The organism is Xanthomonas sp. A1809, from assembly GCF_017746015.1.
GTDB lineage: Bacteria > Pseudomonadota > Gammaproteobacteria > Xanthomonadales > Xanthomonadaceae > Xanthomonas > Xanthomonas euvesicatoria.
Window position 1 is genome coordinate 1 of the sequence record NZ_JAGHWZ010000042.1, and the last position, 16,695, is coordinate 16,695.

At 55.6% G+C, this 16,695-nt stretch carries 11 protein-coding genes and 1 pseudogene; 6 read left to right on the top strand and 6 right to left on the bottom strand.

Annotation, left to right across the window (positions count from 1 at the left end):
* On the top strand, positions 1-765 hold a 765-nt coding region (locus J7396_RS22055; RefSeq protein ID WP_209262146.1), incomplete at its 5' end, for a site-specific integrase.
* 228 nt (positions 766-993) lie between these two features.
* Here J7396_RS22055 and J7396_RS22060 read toward each other — a convergent pair.
* Both J7396_RS22060 and J7396_RS22065 read right to left on the bottom strand, forming a co-directional pair.
* Positions 994-1,761, bottom strand: a complete 768-nt coding sequence (locus J7396_RS22060; protein WP_228733846.1) for a hypothetical protein — start codon at positions 1,759-1,761, stop codon at positions 994-996.
* 15 nt (positions 1,762-1,776) lie between these two features.
* Positions 1,777-7,392 carry a DUF3320 domain-containing protein gene (locus tag J7396_RS22065; protein ID WP_209262147.1) on the bottom strand — a complete coding sequence of 1,872 codons (5,616 nt, stop codon included), beginning with the start codon at positions 7,390-7,392 and terminating at the stop codon, positions 1,777-1,779.
* Positions 7,393-7,505: 113 nt separating this feature from the next.
* On the opposite strand from J7396_RS22065, the gene J7396_RS22070 reads away from it, so the two are divergent.
* The gene (locus J7396_RS22070) at positions 7,506-8,258 is read left to right on the top strand and encodes an abortive infection family protein (protein ID WP_033485465.1); all 753 of its coding nucleotides are present in this window, start codon (positions 7,506-7,508) and stop codon (positions 8,256-8,258) included.
* Positions 8,259-9,521: 1,263 nt separating this feature from the next.
* Complete coding sequence (locus J7396_RS22830; protein ID WP_326520851.1) at positions 9,522-9,746, top strand: hypothetical protein; 225 nt, start codon at positions 9,522-9,524, stop codon at positions 9,744-9,746.
* On the opposite strand, the pseudogene J7396_RS22835 reads toward J7396_RS22830, so the two are convergent.
* Positions 9,642-10,199 (bottom strand): annotated as a pseudogene (locus tag J7396_RS22835) (MobA/MobL family protein); the annotation flags it as partial. The gene J7396_RS22830 and the pseudogene J7396_RS22835 overlap by 105 nt on opposite strands.
* Positions 10,200-10,691: 492 nt before the next feature.
* Between J7396_RS22835 and J7396_RS22080 the strand changes: the two are divergent.
* From J7396_RS22080 to J7396_RS22090, 3 genes are all read left to right on the top strand, one after another.
* On the top strand, positions 10,692-12,506 hold the full coding sequence (locus J7396_RS22080) for a protein adenylyltransferase SelO family protein (RefSeq protein ID WP_041469590.1): 1,815 nt from the start codon (positions 10,692-10,694) through the stop codon (positions 12,504-12,506).
* On the top strand, positions 12,496-12,927 hold the full coding sequence (locus J7396_RS22085; protein WP_033484430.1) for a toxin-activating lysine-acyltransferase: 432 nt from the start codon (positions 12,496-12,498) through the stop codon (positions 12,925-12,927). Before J7396_RS22080 ends, J7396_RS22085 begins: the two co-directional genes overlap by 11 nt.
* Before the next feature lie 62 nt (positions 12,928-12,989).
* On the top strand, positions 12,990-14,267 hold the full coding sequence (locus J7396_RS22090) for an ABC transporter permease (protein WP_014089917.1): 1,278 nt from the start codon (positions 12,990-12,992) through the stop codon (positions 14,265-14,267).
* A gap of 150 nt (positions 14,268-14,417) precedes the next feature.
* Here J7396_RS22090 and J7396_RS22095 read toward each other — a convergent pair whose 3' ends face one another.
* The 3 genes from J7396_RS22095 to J7396_RS22105 all read right to left on the bottom strand — a co-directional run.
* Positions 14,418-14,942 carry a hypothetical protein gene (locus J7396_RS22095; RefSeq protein ID WP_014089916.1) on the bottom strand — a complete coding sequence of 175 codons (525 nt, stop codon included), beginning with the start codon at positions 14,940-14,942 and terminating at the stop codon, positions 14,418-14,420.
* Positions 14,943-14,983: 41 nt separating this feature from the next.
* The gene (locus tag J7396_RS22100) at positions 14,984-15,775 is read right to left on the bottom strand and encodes a hypothetical protein (protein WP_126952882.1); all 792 of its coding nucleotides are present in this window, start codon (positions 15,773-15,775) and stop codon (positions 14,984-14,986) included.
* Between the two features lie 105 nt (positions 15,776-15,880).
* Positions 15,881-16,695 (bottom strand): ATP-binding cassette domain-containing protein (locus J7396_RS22105; RefSeq protein WP_209262149.1); only part of this gene is annotated, 815 nt, incomplete at its 5' end.

Below are 16,695 nucleotides of genomic sequence, written 5' to 3' on the forward strand. Positions count from 1 at the left end.
TGCGGATCGGGGGAGCTTACGGATGACGCGCGCGACCGGACGCTCACCGAGGAGGAATGGAACGCCATCGTTGCGCAGCTTGATGCTGGGCGGACCGACCAGGCAACGGCCGATGTCATTCGCTTTGCGCGTATGACCGCAGCCCGCCGCTCCGAATGCGTCAAGCTTGATTGGGCGGACATCAACTTCAAGAAGAAAACGGCGCGACTTCGCGAAACCAAGGCCAAAAACGGCAAATACAACGAGCGCGTGATCCCGTTGACCTCAGAGCCCATGGCCTTGATCGCCACGCGCTTCGAGGCCAGCGAAACAAAGAAGGGAGCGGTCTTTGTGACCTCGCGCGGGAAGCGCATTCGAGCAGACGCCGTCACGCAAGCTTGGGATCGGGTCCGTGAGCAAGTAGCCGAGAAGCTAGGAGACCCAGAGATTTTGACCGCGCGCATGCACGACCTTCGCCACACGCGCATCACGGAAATGGGACATCACCTCAACCCAGCGGAAGCAGCCAGGATCTCAGGCCACAAGGATCTGAAAACCTTCATGCGCTACTTCAACCCGGATCCCGTGGCACTGGGCAAAAAACTTGAACAGCTTGAACGCCAGGGCGGCGCAGGCACCGCTGTGGACGAGGTGGTAAAGCAGTTGTTGAGGCTGAGTCCCGAGGACATGGCCTCAGCTGTGGCGCTTGCTTTCCAAGCGCAAGCCAAAGCTTCATCGCGCGCACCAACTGCGTGCGCAGCTGGTCCCACGCAATTGCCTGCCTAGAAAAATAACAAAAATAAATACAAAAATCTACCAATAACCAATATCTTGACTTAAAATTAAATAATGCTATTTATTGATTTTATTGGAAATTTCTGAAATGAATAGGAAGCCGCACCAAGAAAATAAAAATCACGATGTAGGGCCTGGGACAAGAATAGCGCTGATACTCTCGATAATCATCACAGTGCTTGCTTGGTGGCTGATGCTAGCGGTCATGATAAATTCACATCAGTGACTAAACAAAAATTTTATCACCGCCTCCATAATTAAGCCAGGCCGCTCCAACTTGTATTCACTGACAACATAGATCCAGGCGAACGCAAAGACTACAGCAAAAATGAAAACCACCAGAAAGGACACGATTCCAATTGATATTTTTTTTCCGATCAACGACGACAGAATCCATAGAAGCGGCAATAGCAAGAAAACCCCCAGAGACTGGGAAAGCATCGTAGCCAAATATCCCTTTGAAAAGGCGTAGGCAACGACACACAGGAATAGAAACGATGCGGAGACGCAGAAAAATAGCCCATCAACACCAATTCCGAAAATTCGCTTTCCCTTCGAAACATACAGGCCAAATCCCGCAATTATTGCAGACACAGCCGGACCAATATAAAGGAAGTAATCGAAGACCGCTCGACTTTCAGCCTCATTCAAAACCACAGGAGATCCAAAAAAAATTAGCGCAAAAAAAGCACTAAGGATCACATTAAATAAGGTTGTTCCAACACGCAGAGATGAAGTCGCCTGATTCGACAATTCATTCTTAACCTCAGTCAAACCCTCCCTTAGAGCACCGACATCACCTTCGACATCCTCAATCCGCGAATCAACAAGACCAAACTGCCCTCCCTCACCAAAAATCGCCGCACGCAGTGCACGAACCTCACTATCAAGCTGAGAAACTCTCAATGCGAGAAGCCTTGCTTGCTCTCGTTCTTTCGACCACTGCGGCTTAAAAATTTTAATAAAATCCTGGATCAGTGGTATCATTATGATCTCATCTTTTTAAATTAAGCCCCGCAACATCCAAGTGCCGTCCTTATCGATCAAGAAGCCATTCCCGATGAGATCATCGCCACAATCGATAATGAGCTGACGAAGCTGCGCGCTAGTGCTCCGATAACCAAGCTGACGCGATACGATCAACACCAACTCGTCCGGCCTAGCGCCGAGGTTATCGGTCACAACCTTGGTAATTGCTACCTTGATCTCAGCGGGCGGCAAAAACTCGGGACGTCGCAGTGTCAACGACTCGACCATCGAACGGTCCCGCACGCGGACCTCTTTCCCCGGAATGGCCAAGAAGTCCTGGTCAACGATCTGGACCCCACCCGTCGACACCACTGACCCAATCGCCTCTTCAACCGCCTGTTGGATACGCGAGCCAGCACGCTGCAAGCCCCAAAGCGTCCGTGCGCGCGTCACGACCTCGCTGCGATGAATGGGGCTTTCCACCTCAACGATCTGCCGCACGATGGTCGCCAATTGCCCTGTCGGCACTAAATGCAGCTCGAACTGGTTGCTCGGCACGGCGAAGGACGCCTCGATGTAAGGCTCAGTGTCCGGCGGACTTTGCGCCTCAATGAGTCCCATCTCAGTGACCTCACCGCGATCGACGGTGAGAATCTCCACCGGCACCGCACGGTGCGAAGACTTGGCACTGGGCTCTAAGGTGCCTGACTCCGACTTCGCTCTTTCAATGGCTACAACAAGTTTTTCAAGCTCTGCCTCAGGACGGTGGAACCAGTCCGAACTCCAAATCCGATAAACCTGCCAGCCCTTGTCACGCAGCACGCTTTCACGTAAGCGATCGCGATCGCGCGCGCTTCTGGCATCTCGGTATGACTGCCCGTCGCACTCAATGCCTAAAATGTAGCGCCCAGGCTCCTCTGGATTAGACACCGCAATGTCGACGAAGAAGCCAGCCAAACCGACATCGGTGTGCAGATCGTAGCCTCGCGCGCGAAGTGCTTGGGCCACCTCTTGTTCGAATACGCTGTGCTTAGCGTCTCGCGCCTGGGTGGCGAGGGTAAGGCGGCCCGTCCTTGCGTAGTTCAAGAAGAGCTTTAAAGCAAAGGTGCCCTTACCCTTGGCACGATCGGTGTCGATGTCTTCATCGGTGATCGAGGTAAAGACCTCGCAACGCGATTTGGCGCGGCTGATGAGCACATTCAAGCGCCGCTCGCCGCCGTCATTACTCACAGGACCGAAATTCATCGTCATGTGGCGCTGGGCATCACGCCCATAGCCCACAGAGATATAGATGACATCGCGCTCGTCGCCCTGGATGTTTTCGAGGCTCTTGACGAAGAAGGGCTCAGCCGGGTGATCGGCAAAGAACCCTTCTGTTTCCGGGTGCTGTCGGCGCAAGAGTTCCAACTCGTCGAGAATGGCGCGGCGCTGCGCTGTCGAGAAGGTCGCTACACCCAGCGTGAGTTGAGGGGTGTTTTGCGCATGCGCCAGCACTGCAAGTGCAACTGCCTTGGCTTCTTTGGGGTTGGTGCGCGTGTTGCCCCGGTCGTAGATGGCTTCAGGCAAATGATGCAGCCGCAAGCCCACACCTGCTTCACTGGTGTAGGGACTGGGGACGATGAAGAGCTTGCCTTCGTAGAACTGTTGATTGGAAACGGCAATGAGCGACTGATGGCGGCTCCGGTAGTGCCAACGGAGCATGCGCTCAGGTAATCCTCTTGCGCGGCAAAGCCCCAGGATGCTTTCGACATCTGACGCCTGTGCCCCACCCTCATCGTCATCCCGGTCACCGCCATCGCCCAGTGCTTTGGAGAAAAATCGTGTTGGCGGGAGCTGTCGCTCGTCACCCACGATCACTAACTGCTTAACGCGCGCGATCGCACCGAGCGCATCAATCGGCTGCACCTGGCTGGCTTCGTCAATGACCAGCATGTCAAAGTCCAGCGCGCCTGCCGGCAGGAACTGCGCTACCGACAACGGACTCATCATGAAGACGGGTTTGAGCGCTTGGATCGCAGGGGCGCACCGTTGCATCAATTGACGAATCGGCAGATGACCCTTTTTCCTGGCCATCTCGCCGATAAGAATAGCTGTTGGGCCGGTTGCACCGCCTTGGCGCGGGATCTTGCTGTGATGCGCCTTGACCACTTCATACCGAGCCAGCTGCATACGCTCCTGGTCAAGGCTTGCAAAGCTTGATACCACCTGAGACTGCCGCTGCCCGTCAAAGCTCGCCAACGCACGATCGCGCTGCACCAGCGCTTGAAGCAAAGCTTCGTAGTAAGACAGATCGAACACGCCCAAGGCATCGGCTCTCGCCAGCTTGGCACTGGCAAGACCATCGACTATTGCACCTAAGCCCTTACGCTCGGCCTCCTTGGCAATGGCAAGGTAAGACACCCAACTCCGAAGTCCTTCCGGGTCGGCTTGCCAGCTTGCCAGCTGGAGTTTGAGTGTTGCCAAAGGTGCATGGCTCGGATTACGCGTGATCTCTGCGTTGCCCTCAAACTGCAAGCCAACCAGAAGATCCATCACTTCGCCGGCCAATAGTCCTGCCGCAGAAGAACCTCCCTCAGCCCGATCAAGCAATGACTCGGGATCAACAATGCGCACAGCCAACAAGCGAAGCTCTGGATTGTGTTCAATCCAAGACGCGACTTGGCGAAGCTCATGCACCTTGCTATCTAGTGCTCCCCAGAACGGACCAAAGGCTGAGGTCCCATCAGCGGCCAGAGCGTCGTAAGCGGTAATGGCAGTTTGCGCCAGCTGGATTTCTTCAATGACCGCAAGCGCCTGCTCGATCGTGAGTTCCTGCGCATTAGCCAATAGGGCTGATTGCTGGGACGCAGCTTGCCAAAGGGCAGACTTCTCTTCCAGTTCCGATAGAGCAACGCGCTTGAGGACGGTCTCCTCGCCCCATGGGTTGCGCTCAGCAGACAACAACGCCTCATGGACAGGCGCCAAATCGCGAACGAGTTCTTCTAAAACTGGCTTTACGCGTTTGGCGATTTCGGTTGCCAATACGCGATCGCTGATGTCGGCCAAACGCTCACGAACTCCGCTCCCCAAGGGTCGGAGCGTTCGCATCCAGGCCACGACGCCTCTGAGGAAGGATGGGTTGGAGCGCTCGCGCTGCCAGTTTGAGCCAAACGCTTCTTGTCCTTGGGCGTCGTGCTCAACAATCTTCTTCTGAGCGCTCTTGGCATCCAGGAGAACATCGAGCGATCCAAGCATGTCCAACGCCGGAAGCTTAGGGTTAGAAAGGAGTGTGCGGATGGTCTGATTGGCGCGACGCCAATCTCCACTTAGGAAGCGGAACAAGCTCGTGCCGCGCATCGCCAACTGCCCACGCGCCGCTTCAAGCTCCGCGCTGTCTTTGCTCCATGCAGCGTCGCGGAATACAGAGGCCAGGTGGCTCTTCGCCTGCTGGACCGTTTCAACAGCCACAACGACCTCTTCGATTGCATCGACGCCCCGTTCCCAGATTTGGGCGACCAACGCATCGCGGTCAAGTTCCGGAATGGTCGTGGCGCGCTCCGCGATGGCAACCAGCCTAAGCGCCAGATCGAGCGTAAGTGGTGCCTTCTCGGCTAGAAGCTGCGTCAATCGTGTCAGATCAGGCCCGAGCCGAACCAAGGCACTGTGTGCCCCACCCAACGTTGCCAGCTCTTTCCCCAAAACGAAGCTGTTTGGCAGAACACGCAAAGTGGCCTTGGTAGCATCCCAGTCTCGCGCGAGCGCCTCCATCTGGATCTTGGCCTCGACCGCAGCTCTGGCCTTCTGAGCGTTTTCAAGCGTATCGATGACTGTCGAAGCGCGACCAGGCGCATCCCAGACCTTGCTTTGAAGCGAATCGGAGCCAAGTTTTGGCGCTTCAAGCAGAGCCTTAACGCGCTGAACGGCAAGGCCGGCGTCATCAAATCGGAGTGGAGGTGAAAGATCCAGTGCGCTGTGAAGCTCAGTGGTCGACACCTCCCAATCGTTCAATCGCTCGGTCAATCCAGCGACCAAGATGAGCAACCGATCGCGCTCACTCGGCAAGAGGCCATCGTTCTGAACGCCGCTCCAAGCGTGCTCATCTGGAACGCCAATTTCTTCAATTCGCTCGATCAGTTCGCGCAGGAGCGATTCCCTCTCCTCTTTTTGATGGGACGCCCAGGAGGTCGGCGCTTCAAGGGGCAGGCTTTGTGTCGTGTAGCCCAAGCGACGCAGGCGCACCATGTGTCCGAAGACTTGGTATGGCGTCAGTCCAGAGGGCTGGTGAGCTTCGTGGAGCCGCGCAACATGGGCGTTGAGTGTGTCGCGCTTTTCCGTTAGTTGCTCGATGATTGGCGAAGTGCTGGTTCGTTTGGGCTCGCCTAAGTGCAGCGTTTGCCGAAGCTCCTCCAGTAGAGAACGCTTGTTGGCTTTGTTGCTGTGGAGTTCCAAACAGGCCACGCCCACACCGACATGATCCAGTCGGCGCTTCACGACTTCGAGCGCGGCCATCTTCTCGGCCACAAACAACACCCGCTTTCCTTCGGCTACTGCTGCCGAGATGATGTTGGCAATGGTTTGGGACTTCCCCGTTCCAGGCGGACCTTGGACCAAGATGTTGTTGCCTTGAAGCACATCGTGCACAACCAGAGCTTGCGATGAGTCGCAATCAACGACATGGCGCATCCTCTCTGGCGGGATGATAAGGTCGAGTTCGCTATTTTCGTCGGTTAGGCTTGCACCTGGGAAACCGTCTTGAACCACCCCGCGTAGCATCGGGATGGCGTCGAGTCCGCCCAGCGCCTCCCAGCTTTGTGGGTCAAGATCCCGATACATCATGAACTTAGCGAACGAGAACAAGCCTAGGATGGCGTCATCACGAAGCACGCCCCAGGTCTCCTTACCTTCTAGCATGGCTTCCACAGAGGCCAGGTAGGCATCGACATCGAGCGTTTCGAACTCATCAATGCTCGGCAAGCGAAGGCCAAACTCGCGCTGCAAGAACAACTGCAACGACAAGTTCGCTTGAATATCGTCGCCGGTCCATTTGAGGTGAAACTTCTCGCCTGCCGTGCTTCGCTCCAACTGCACCGGGATGAGCACCAAGGGCGCGAAGCGGTCAGTCTGAGGAGCGGAAGTAGCACGCCAACGCAAGTAGCCGACGGCCAAGTAAAGAACATTGACGCCCTGCTCTTCTTGAAGCGTCCGCGCATCCATGTAGAGATCCAATAAGCGCTTCTGCAGACCTGTCGGCGTTAGGCGTGTTGTGAGATGCGCATCCCAATGCGCTTTGACACGCCCGTTCTCATCCAGCTCAAAATCGGGTTGCGCGATCAGCCCTGGGTCTTCCGGTGCCTCGTCAAGTAGGACCTCATCAATGTCATCGTCATCGCCAAGGCTATCAGTAGCGTTCGCTTGCTTCGGATCCTCCTTGCCAGCAACAAAGGTGAAACGCTTTCCTTCGGTCACCAAGGTCTGATACATCGCCTTGGCAAGCTCATGGACAACCTCGATGGTCTTTGCACGCCCGCCTCTGGGTGTGTGGAGCAGGCGATTGCGTGTCGACAGATCCAACAGCTCCAAACGGGCTTTTTCAACCTTGTCTTTGAGGCTACCTGCTCCCCGGAGCGAAGAAGTCTCCTCGCCAGCCTGCGCCACTGCCATCTGATCCATCGACACCCCTAAGAGGAAGCGCGACGCGCGGGATGCAGCACCGCGCCTTCCTCAAATGCTTTTGCCTATAATGCGCTCAATGTAATGCGTGTTCCAGCCGATCTGGGGGATCTGTGGGCGAGTTGCGCAGTAGCGAGATTCACTGGGTGGTTCACAGCTACATTGGCGTTGAGGGCGGCTACCTGGGCGACTTCTCCTACAAGACACACCGAGAGTTCTACCCTGGCTTTTGTGATCTGGACCTGGATCCGGATGCCTTCACCGGCAACACGACCAAGGAACGTTTTATTGCAATCCTGACGGGGGTCGAAGGACATCAACAAGCAGCGATCCTTCGGGGCATCGCTCGCAAGTATCCCCAAGGCAGTGAGCATCTTCGAACCCAACAGGCTTGCCGCCGGTTGTTGGAATTGGCCACGCGCTGTGCTGACGGACTTTCGGTCCAAGACAGCAGCCCATCTATCACCAGCGATGTCTTGAAGCGCGCATTGGCTGATGCCAACACGCTCATCCAAAGCGCAGGACCGACCCACGCGGTGGACCGCATTCACACCGCACTTCATGCTTACCTCAAAGCGGTCTGTCACGCCCAAGGGATTGACGCCCCCGCCGGCGCGACCATCACCAATTTGTTCAAGCTGCTCCGGAACGAGCATCCGGGCTTGCGCGACTTGGGCAGCCAATCGGACACGATGAACAATGTTCTGCGGTCGTTGAGCAATGTCATCGACAGTCTCAATCCAGCTCGCAATCACGGAAGCTTGGCGCATCCAAACGAGGCGTTGTTAGAAAACGATGAGGCGGTCCTAGTCATCAACGCTGCCAGAGCGATTTTCCAGTATTTGGATAAGAAGTTCGCTAAGTAGCTATCCCGCCGCCAATGAGGGGCCGCCTCAGCAACTACGAAATCGAGATCTGCCTTTCAGTGTTGCCAATCTCATCCAGATGCATAAAGCGAAAGTCTTTGCCACGAAAAAGAGCCCCGCATGGGGGCTCCTGTGTCGCTGGCATTGAAGCCTCAGTCTCGGCGCCGGGTGCCGATGGCGGGCGGCGTTGTTCCGATCATTTGGCGGGAGCCTTCCGCGACGATCGTAGCTTCCAGCCAAATGCCTAGGCGCACCATCGGTCTGCTGCGCGATCAGCGGTCAGAAATATCTGAGCCATCATAGACTTGGCTTCGGTGGCCGGAACTTCAACTCCCAATGCGCTACCCCAGCCTCGCCATCAGGCAAAGGCAAATCCCCAACCGTTGCCTCAGGCGTCAGCACCTCGATCGGCTGTGGGGCAAAGTTCTTCTCCAAGGCCTCAGCCGTCTCCACCATCGCTTTTCGAGCCCGCTTGATCCGCCCCTGCTGGATCGCTTGGATGCGCGGGGAGACATGCCTCTTCGTTCGCGCCAAGCGCCGCTGTGCTCTGGCCACCACTTTCGTATCGGGATCGTATTCTTGCTCATAGAGCTTGGCTTTCGCATCTAGCACGGCCATGCGCGCCTTGTAAGGTCGCACCAACGCATGGGCATACTTGCTGATTGAGCGAGCAAGCATCTCGGTGTCTTCAAAGAAAAATGGCTTGGTGGCGTAGCTATCTGCTCGCCGGCAAACGAGTGTGGAGTGCGCCCGCTGGAACTCGGGTTCAATCTGGATACCCGGGATCTGGCGGAGCACTTCCAAAGACTGCTGCGCCACCTCTCGCTGGGCTTCAAGCCAATCTTCGATCAGCTGCGCCTCTTGGTTTAGGACCTCCGCGTCTTGTCGGCCCGAGGAGCGAGCCAGACGCGTCACCTTACTGAGATGCCGCGCTTGTCCACTGTAAGGGGTGTAGAGCCCTGGGCGGGGGGCGGGTTGGCGGGCCAAGCGCTCTTTGATCTGCCGCACCCGCTCTGCGCCTGACAATCGTGTCTGCCCAACCGCTGTGCGTCCGTCCAATCCAGAAGCCTGTGCATTGACCCGATCCCGAAGTGCTGTCGCATGGCTATGAGACGGCGGCACCTCGTGCACGAGACCACCGCTTTTTTTCATGTGCTCAGCGACAAGCTTTGAAAGCGCCAGTGCTGCTTCTCGCCCACCTGCCCCTCTCACTTCTGCTGTGAACTTCGTTTTGCGCATCACCGCCACTTTGGCTTTGCCCAAGTGCTTGCCTGGCCGGCGCGTGAGTTCGCGGGCGCGTTCAAACTCTCCATTACGCGCGGCTTCGTGTGCCTGTGCTCGGAGACTGCGATGATCTACCCGAGCCGGGGCGCCCGCATTTTTCAAGTGCGCATTGATGACCATTGCAATGTCTTTGCGGATTTGCCGCAGCGCTCGTGTGCCGCCGCCTTGTCGCGCATCAAACTCAGCGCAGGCGCGCTCCCCTAGTCCTCCCGGTCCGACTTGTCGCGCTGACATCAGCAAATGCACATGATGATTGCGCTGATCACCATATTTGCTTGGTGTGTGCACAGCGACCAATACGGCGACTTTGAACCGATTGACGAGCAATTGGCCAAGCGCCAAAGCGAGCGCTCTCCGTTGGTGTGGATCAAGTTGGTGCGGAAGCGACACCTCGACTTCTCGGCAAACGCGTGCGTTCTTGCGCGTCTCGGCCGCTTCGTTCGCGTTCCAAAAATACTGTGCATCAAAGCACCACTCGGGCGCTCCTTTCGGCGCAAGCATCTGATGGAAATCGACACCGCCTCGGTGGGAATAATTGTGGCCAAGCCCTGTGCTCATATCGAACAGATCAAACCCTGCGCGGTAAGCAGCTGCTGCGACCGAAGAGTCGCCGTTGCCTCGACTGAAAGACTTCATTGTTGCGTGATAAATCGCCATTTGTGAAACTCCTGTTTGTGGAGCACACAAAGAAGCGGCATAACATCCCGTGTCGAGAGAAAAGCGAACTCGACAGCACAGAGACCTCGGTCACGAGGTTTTGAAGTGGCTGTGTTGCATTGCGAAGCGTAGGCAACGAGGTGGCGAAAGCCACCGCACCGACGCGCAGCGTTGGCGCACGGTTTCTGCAAAGCAGAAACCGTGCGCTCTTGCTCTTTAATTTTTTCTTTGAATTTTTTTGCGACAGTTGGATCAACCATTGCTCTTTTCACATATAAATATTAGTTATACCAAAGAATGAATAAGACCTGTACGAGCCTGATTACGCCCTAACGCCATGTGTCGTTTTTTACGCTGACTGTCCATGCAGAAGTGATGTCCCGTGGCCTCGGGAAATCCAAGCAGCCGCAGGACGAATTGCCGTCAGGTTGGTAGCATCACCAACGCCGATCGAACGCTAAGTCGCAATAGCTGCGGAAACAAGGAAGCAAAATGCCCAATGACTACTGGGACATGGATGACAAGAACCACCCCACCCTGTTGAGCCTTGCCAGCGTGAGCACCTCAATGCTCGTGCCCTTTCCAGTGGGAAGACTGCCGGATGCTTCTTTGCTCTGGCTCAATGAGCGCTGGTTTCACGACTTAGGCATAGCCATCCACGACGCGCCAACTCGGGCCCGCATCTCAGCGTCCTTGCTTGAGCGCTTTGCCGTGACCTCTATCGAAGCCCACTGCGTTGCCGGCACCTTCGGCGGACAGACACTGGGCGCTGATCGCTATGGTGGGAGCGGTGGGGCGATCCACGGGGGGAGTGGCCGCTGTGGCTCCGATGGCATGCTCATCGCCAAAGGAACCGGCCCCACGCCACTGGTCTCCGAGGCCCATGATTGGTCACACTCCCATGGCTGTCTCTATCTTTACGATGCCATTCGCGAGGCAGTCGCCAGCGAAATCCTCAACGCAGAACTCCCCCATGGGGCAGTCCCCATCGTTGCCATCATTGATGCCGGCTTCTCCCTGGCGCGCACCGATGCCGACGAGCCGGAGCGGTGCGCCATTCTGATCAGGCCTGCTTTCCTGCGCTTGGCGCATTTCGAGCGCAGCCTGTATTTCGGGACATCAGGCAGTGCAAACAGCGATCAATTTCAAGATAGCCTGCGGGTCAAAGATGCCATCCACTTTGCCGACGAACACACGCAGCGCGATGCCGGCAAACCCAATGACCTAGGCGTTGACTTGTCTGCGCTCTACCTCCGCCTTGCCGAGCAGATTGCCGCAAGTCGCGCGCATCGCCTCTGGACCGGACGCCCGACAAGCGACAACATCACATCGAACGCGCAGTTTCTGGATTTCGGCGGCTTCCGCGCAGTTCCCACCTGGAAGCGTGGCACCGATGGGCATCGTCACTTCTTCGGCGATGAGATGCGTGATGTTCGCCACTCGCTTCCCTCGCTTGCCTACTTCTTCAAGAAGTATTCCCGCTTTGACAAGGCAATCGCCAACATCGATCAGCTGCTCATCCAGATCGAGCATCACATGGAAGCTGCGTTTCTCCATCACTGTGCAGAAGCGTGTGCCTTGCCTCAGTCAAGCCCAGAGGCGTTGCATTTCAAAGCGCTCATTGCGCGCTACTACCGCGAGCAACAGCGCATTGACTATGCGCTCGATCAGCCCACAAAGCACGATGAGCGCCACGATTGGCTCTCTGACCACATCAAAGGCAAAGCAACCCAGGGCTCTCAGACAGGCGAGGAGATCAACTCGCTCCTGCGCGCACTTCCGAACGCAGCTCTCCATCTTTGTGCCGCCAACCGCTGGCTGAGACCACGACCACGCCTTTCCTATCGCGTCTCCAAGCGCCGAGCGATCAAGCTGGTGCGGTCGATATTGGCCGATCGGTCGTCGGGACCCGAGCGGGTCTCGGCCTTTATCGCAACCGAGGTCGCGGTCTCACGCCGTGTCTGGAAAGGCTTACCACCACACTGGCTTGTCTTGGGCTACGCAAGCGATCACGTGTCCACCGCCTTGTATTTCTTTGATACGCATCGTATGGCCTATACAGCCCAGCTGGAGGGGCCACGCGTGCGTGGGGGAACACTGATCTTCGGTGCCGAAGTCGCAGATGAGACACTCGGCATCACCAATTCTGGCCATCGAACCGTCGCGCGTGTCGACTGCGAACCCACCAGCTACCTGGTAGGTCTAAGCTTGAACGGGCGTGCATCAATCGCTGCCGCACTGCTCACCTTCCCGGACGCTGCAGTTGCAGCGCAAACATTGAGCTCAACCACCGCCCATGCAACCTAATGCCGTTGATGCGCAGGCGCTTGGCCTGGCAATGCAACTCCTGTTCAAGACTGACCGCAAGAAGTTCAGTATCGCAGCGGCTTATGTGTGGCTATGGCCTGCAATTCGCCTAGGCCAGCTCGTCACGATTAAAGACGAAGACGGGGTCTGGACCGGCTACGCCTTATGGGCTTATCTGACGCCTGAAACCGCCAGTCATTTGGTTCTGCAAGATCCGCCGTTCTTGCCAATTAGCGACTGGAACGAAGGTGATCAACTCTGGATCTTGGATTTCGTGGCTATGCCAGGGCATCACCGACGCCTGGCGAGAGCACTCCGGCATCGCTTGCGCCCTCACTTCAAGCAAGCGCATCGCTTGGTGCGAGATAAGACGGGCGCTATGCTGGGAACCAAGACCCACAGACTTCGCAAAAATAGCTGAGGAAGACACGTTGCTTCCTTGATACGAATGGACGAACCGAAGCGACAAGGCAGTTGCAGCCTATGCACGAAGTGACATCAAGGTCGACCAAGGCCTGGACTGGATTTTTGTTCCTGGGCTTCGGTTCTGGTTTGCCCTATCCGCTGATCGGCAGCACCTTAGGCTATTGGCTCAGCGAAAAGTCGCTTTCGATCGCAGTCATCGGTGCCTTGGCTTGGACCGCACTTCCCTACTCTCTCAAATTCCTATGGGCCCGCCATCTCGACCAACGTCGTGCGCCGGTCGTTAGAAGCACCATGTCGCACCGTCAAGGCTGGATTGTCTTGTCTTCGATCATGGTCGCCATCTCTCTCCTAGGCCTTGTCCTGAGCGTTGTCGCTGGCAGCCTTCCGCTGATTGCACTGAGCTGCATCGCAGCAGCCTTTGGCGGTGCGACCCTGGATGCCTCAGTCGATGCGTTCCGGATCGAACAAGAGGCAGTGCACCAGCAGCCAGCCAAGCTCCTCACTGCCTACCAATTTGGCTACCGCATTGCTCTGCTGTTGAGCGACGGTCTGGTGTTCTTGCTCGCAGCGCGGCTGTCCTGGCAAGTTGCTTATGCAATTCTGCTGCCCCTGATGTTGGTGCCGATCTGCGGAACGCTCTTTCTGCGATCTGCCCCCGATAGCGCTCTCACCCCAGATCGCGCGAGTGCGAAGAAGCAGGGGTCTACGCTGATATCCCTTCGACCCTCCACGCTCCAAGGATGGATCGCGGTCATCGTCTTCATTGGCTGCTATCGCCTACCGGATATTCTTCTGGGTCCCATGATCAATCCTTTCTTCTATGCCCTTGGCATTGGAAAGAGCGTGGTCGGATCCCTGCATATTTGGCTTGGGATCCCAGCGGCCTTCCTCGGAATTTTGGCTGCAGGCACTAGCTTGAAGCGCATGTCTTTGAGCACGACCATTCTTGTTGGCGCAGCTCTCCAAGCCCTTGCCCTCCTCGTTCTTGCATTGCTTTCGTCCAATGAGCGGTCTGCTGAACTGCTTTGGGCTAGCGTTATTTTTCAAAACCTTGCCAGTAGCTATACCGGCATCGCGTTGGTTGCTTACATGTCAAAGCTGGTCACGCTTGGACGCGCAGGAGAGCACTACGCTTGGCTAACCAGCTTCTACTCGATCTTCGGCAGGGTGCTTGCCGGCTTCTCAGGCCTTGCAGTGGCTTATCTCACAACCCACTACGGACAAATCCGGGGCTATGGCATGTTTTTCATTGGCATCTGCTTGACATGCGTGCCTGCCCTCTTTGTCTACTCGCTCATCATTCGCAACACCCTCAGAGCGCGGCCCGAGCCGTAGTGACATCACGCAATCGCCTCCCAAAGCCCATAGCGGCTGCTTATGACTATGTAATGCTTGAACTCATCGTTTCACGCCAAGCCTGTCGGCTTCTTATCTCAGCGCTAGCCAATTAGATAGATGCCTAATTGGCTAGCGCCAGCAAACCTCCTAGTTTCGACTTCTCGTTAGCCCAAGCAAGCACTCACCCTTTGAACTCGCTTTCACATACACAGATGTTTCACCAAGATCGGTTTTGTAAAATACCTCCTTGCTGGCATCGGCGAGTGGCGCATGGGGATTGGGTGGCAGGACATATGGAGTGAGCGCAAATTTCTGCTTGATCTTAGAAACCTCATAACAACGTCCGGGCGTCAATTCCATATACGCAAAGCTCACTCCTTTGTCGAGCTCAGGTGGAACCCTGAACTCAACAAAGGAGACTCCATACTGATCCTTTGTCTTCAATGCAGCTGAACGAAAAGCAATATTCAAGGACCGGCTTGAACTCACTTGCCGAAAATCACTGAACCCGATATCACGGAAAGTTTCATAGTTGATCGGCTTAGCAGGATTATAAAATTTACTAACAACCTCATCCAAATTCAATTGAGAATCCTTATTTTCAGCGTGCACACTCATCGCCGCAGAAAAATTGAGAATTACCAAAAACGCCATTTTTTTCGAAAACATCATGCCAGACACCCTCATAAATTCAGGATCCTCATACTATGTCATCAGCCCCCAGCGGGATTCCTACTGTCCCAATAGTTCCCATAGTATTGCTCATAGGTAATATCATCACTTTTATTATCCGGGGTTCCATTCACATCAATATGCTCGCCATTCCTGAAAGACTCGCCGATTTGCGCTGAAGCGGCATCCCAGCCTATCTGGCCAGCTTTATATGCGTCATATGTGGCGTTGTAAGAAGCTACATTGGCGGGATCTGCGGCAATGTTAAAACCAATACCCTGTGCGGTAAGCTCTCTCTGGACCGCAATGGAGTAGATTGTTGCTTCACCTTCAGTTGCCAAACCCATATTAATGGCCGATGCTCGATCTGTTACAGTATTCCACTCCCCATCAAAAAGTGAATGCCCTAATTCATGCGTTAATTGGGACGCGGTGTCACTCGCGTTGGCATAGGTTTTGATGTAAACCGTTCCGCCGCCCGTAGCAGCATAATCGGTCCGAGAATATGTATCCGTGGTCGCTATTTGAAAACCTTTCGCCTGCGCCAACTGAACAAGTCCTTCTAAGGTCGCTGACTTGTTGACCAAAATATCAACCTCTGCTCCAAGATCCGTGGTCGTATTCTTGTCTAATGGGTTAGGCACTCCACCTCCACCACCTCCCGGAGGCGGTGTCGGGAACTCGATCGGCGGAGAGGGTGGAAGCGACGGTGGCCCCGAAGGTGGCGGGTTAACAACCACTGGCGGCAGCGTAGGCGGCTCGCTTGGATCGACGTCCGCAGCGGCTGCCGCACCTGCGACTAAGAACAGCTCTTCGCTTGTCAATTCTCTCATTACAGCACTCCATCCTGTGAGTAGATTTTTTTCTGATCGTTTTTTTCATTGAATGCGCCTTGCCGCCTTTTCCCTCGAATTTATTTTGATAAGCGTTACAACCCCTCATTGTTGGCTGGATTTCTCAGCCGTTTCCCCGGCCTCGTCCCGTTCAAATTTGCTAGGCTGCTCTTTGATCAAGGGCCTTAGAGCTCCGCCCACGAAGAGATAGTGCATATCGCACATCCGAGAGATGTTCTTGTCATGCGTCACAATGACTGTGGTCGCGCCGATGCTCTTGATATTCTTCATCAGCTGTATGCCCATCTGCTCATCAATCCCAGTCGTTGGCTCATCCATCAACAACAACTTGGTGCGCCTATAGAAGGCTCTGGCTAAGAAGACCCGTTGTTTTTGACCACCTGACAGCGTATTTCCCAGGTCGCCGACTCTGGTGTTGAAGCCCATTGGCATACGCTGAATATCGTCGTGGATGCATGCCAATTTCGCAGCCTGCACAAGACGCTCTTGATCAATGTGCTCATCGAACATGGAGATATTTTCCGACAGCGTTCCCGACAACAGATTGTCTCCCTGCATGACGATGCTGACCTTGCTCCGGTAGCTCGACTTACCGACTTTCCGCAGATCCTCTCCATTGACTAAGAAGTCCCCGACTTGAAGATCTTCAAGCCCCGCCAGAACGCGGATGAGCGTGGTCTTACCCACGCCTGAGTTCCCGACAATTGCAATCACCTGGCCTGCCGGGGCCCTGAGCTGCAAGGCGCTCATGATCCACTTGTCCGTAGACGAGTAGCGGAAATAGCCGTTGGCAATTGCAATGGTGGGCGCAGCGTCTTCCAGTGCGCCGTTGCCATGCAGAAACGACTCGGGCTCGCTGTGCGTGATGTCTGAAATGCGCTCGGTGTGCAAGCGAAGCA

What these genes read in the sequence shown, in the direction of transcription:
- J7396_RS22090 (WP_014089917.1), top strand. Translation starts at nt 12,990, where the DNA reads ATGCACGAAGTGACATCAAGGTCGACCAAGGCCTGGACTGGATTTTTG.
- J7396_RS22065 (WP_209262147.1), bottom strand. Translation starts at nt 7,392, where the DNA reads ATGGATCAGATGGCAGTGGCGCAGGCTGGCGAGGAGACTTCTTCGCTC.
- J7396_RS22060 (WP_228733846.1), bottom strand. Translation starts at nt 1,761, where the DNA reads ATGATACCACTGATCCAGGATTTTATTAAAATTTTTAAGCCGCAGTGG.
- J7396_RS22100 (WP_126952882.1), bottom strand. Translation starts at nt 15,775, where the DNA reads ATGAGAGAATTGACAAGCGAAGAGCTGTTCTTAGTCGCAGGTGCGGCA.
- J7396_RS22080 (WP_041469590.1), top strand. Translation starts at nt 10,692, where the DNA reads ATGCCCAATGACTACTGGGACATGGATGACAAGAACCACCCCACCCTG.
- J7396_RS22085 (WP_033484430.1), top strand. Translation starts at nt 12,496, where the DNA reads ATGCAACCTAATGCCGTTGATGCGCAGGCGCTTGGCCTGGCAATGCAA.
- J7396_RS22095 (WP_014089916.1), bottom strand. Translation starts at nt 14,942, where the DNA reads ATGATGTTTTCGAAAAAAATGGCGTTTTTGGTAATTCTCAATTTTTCT.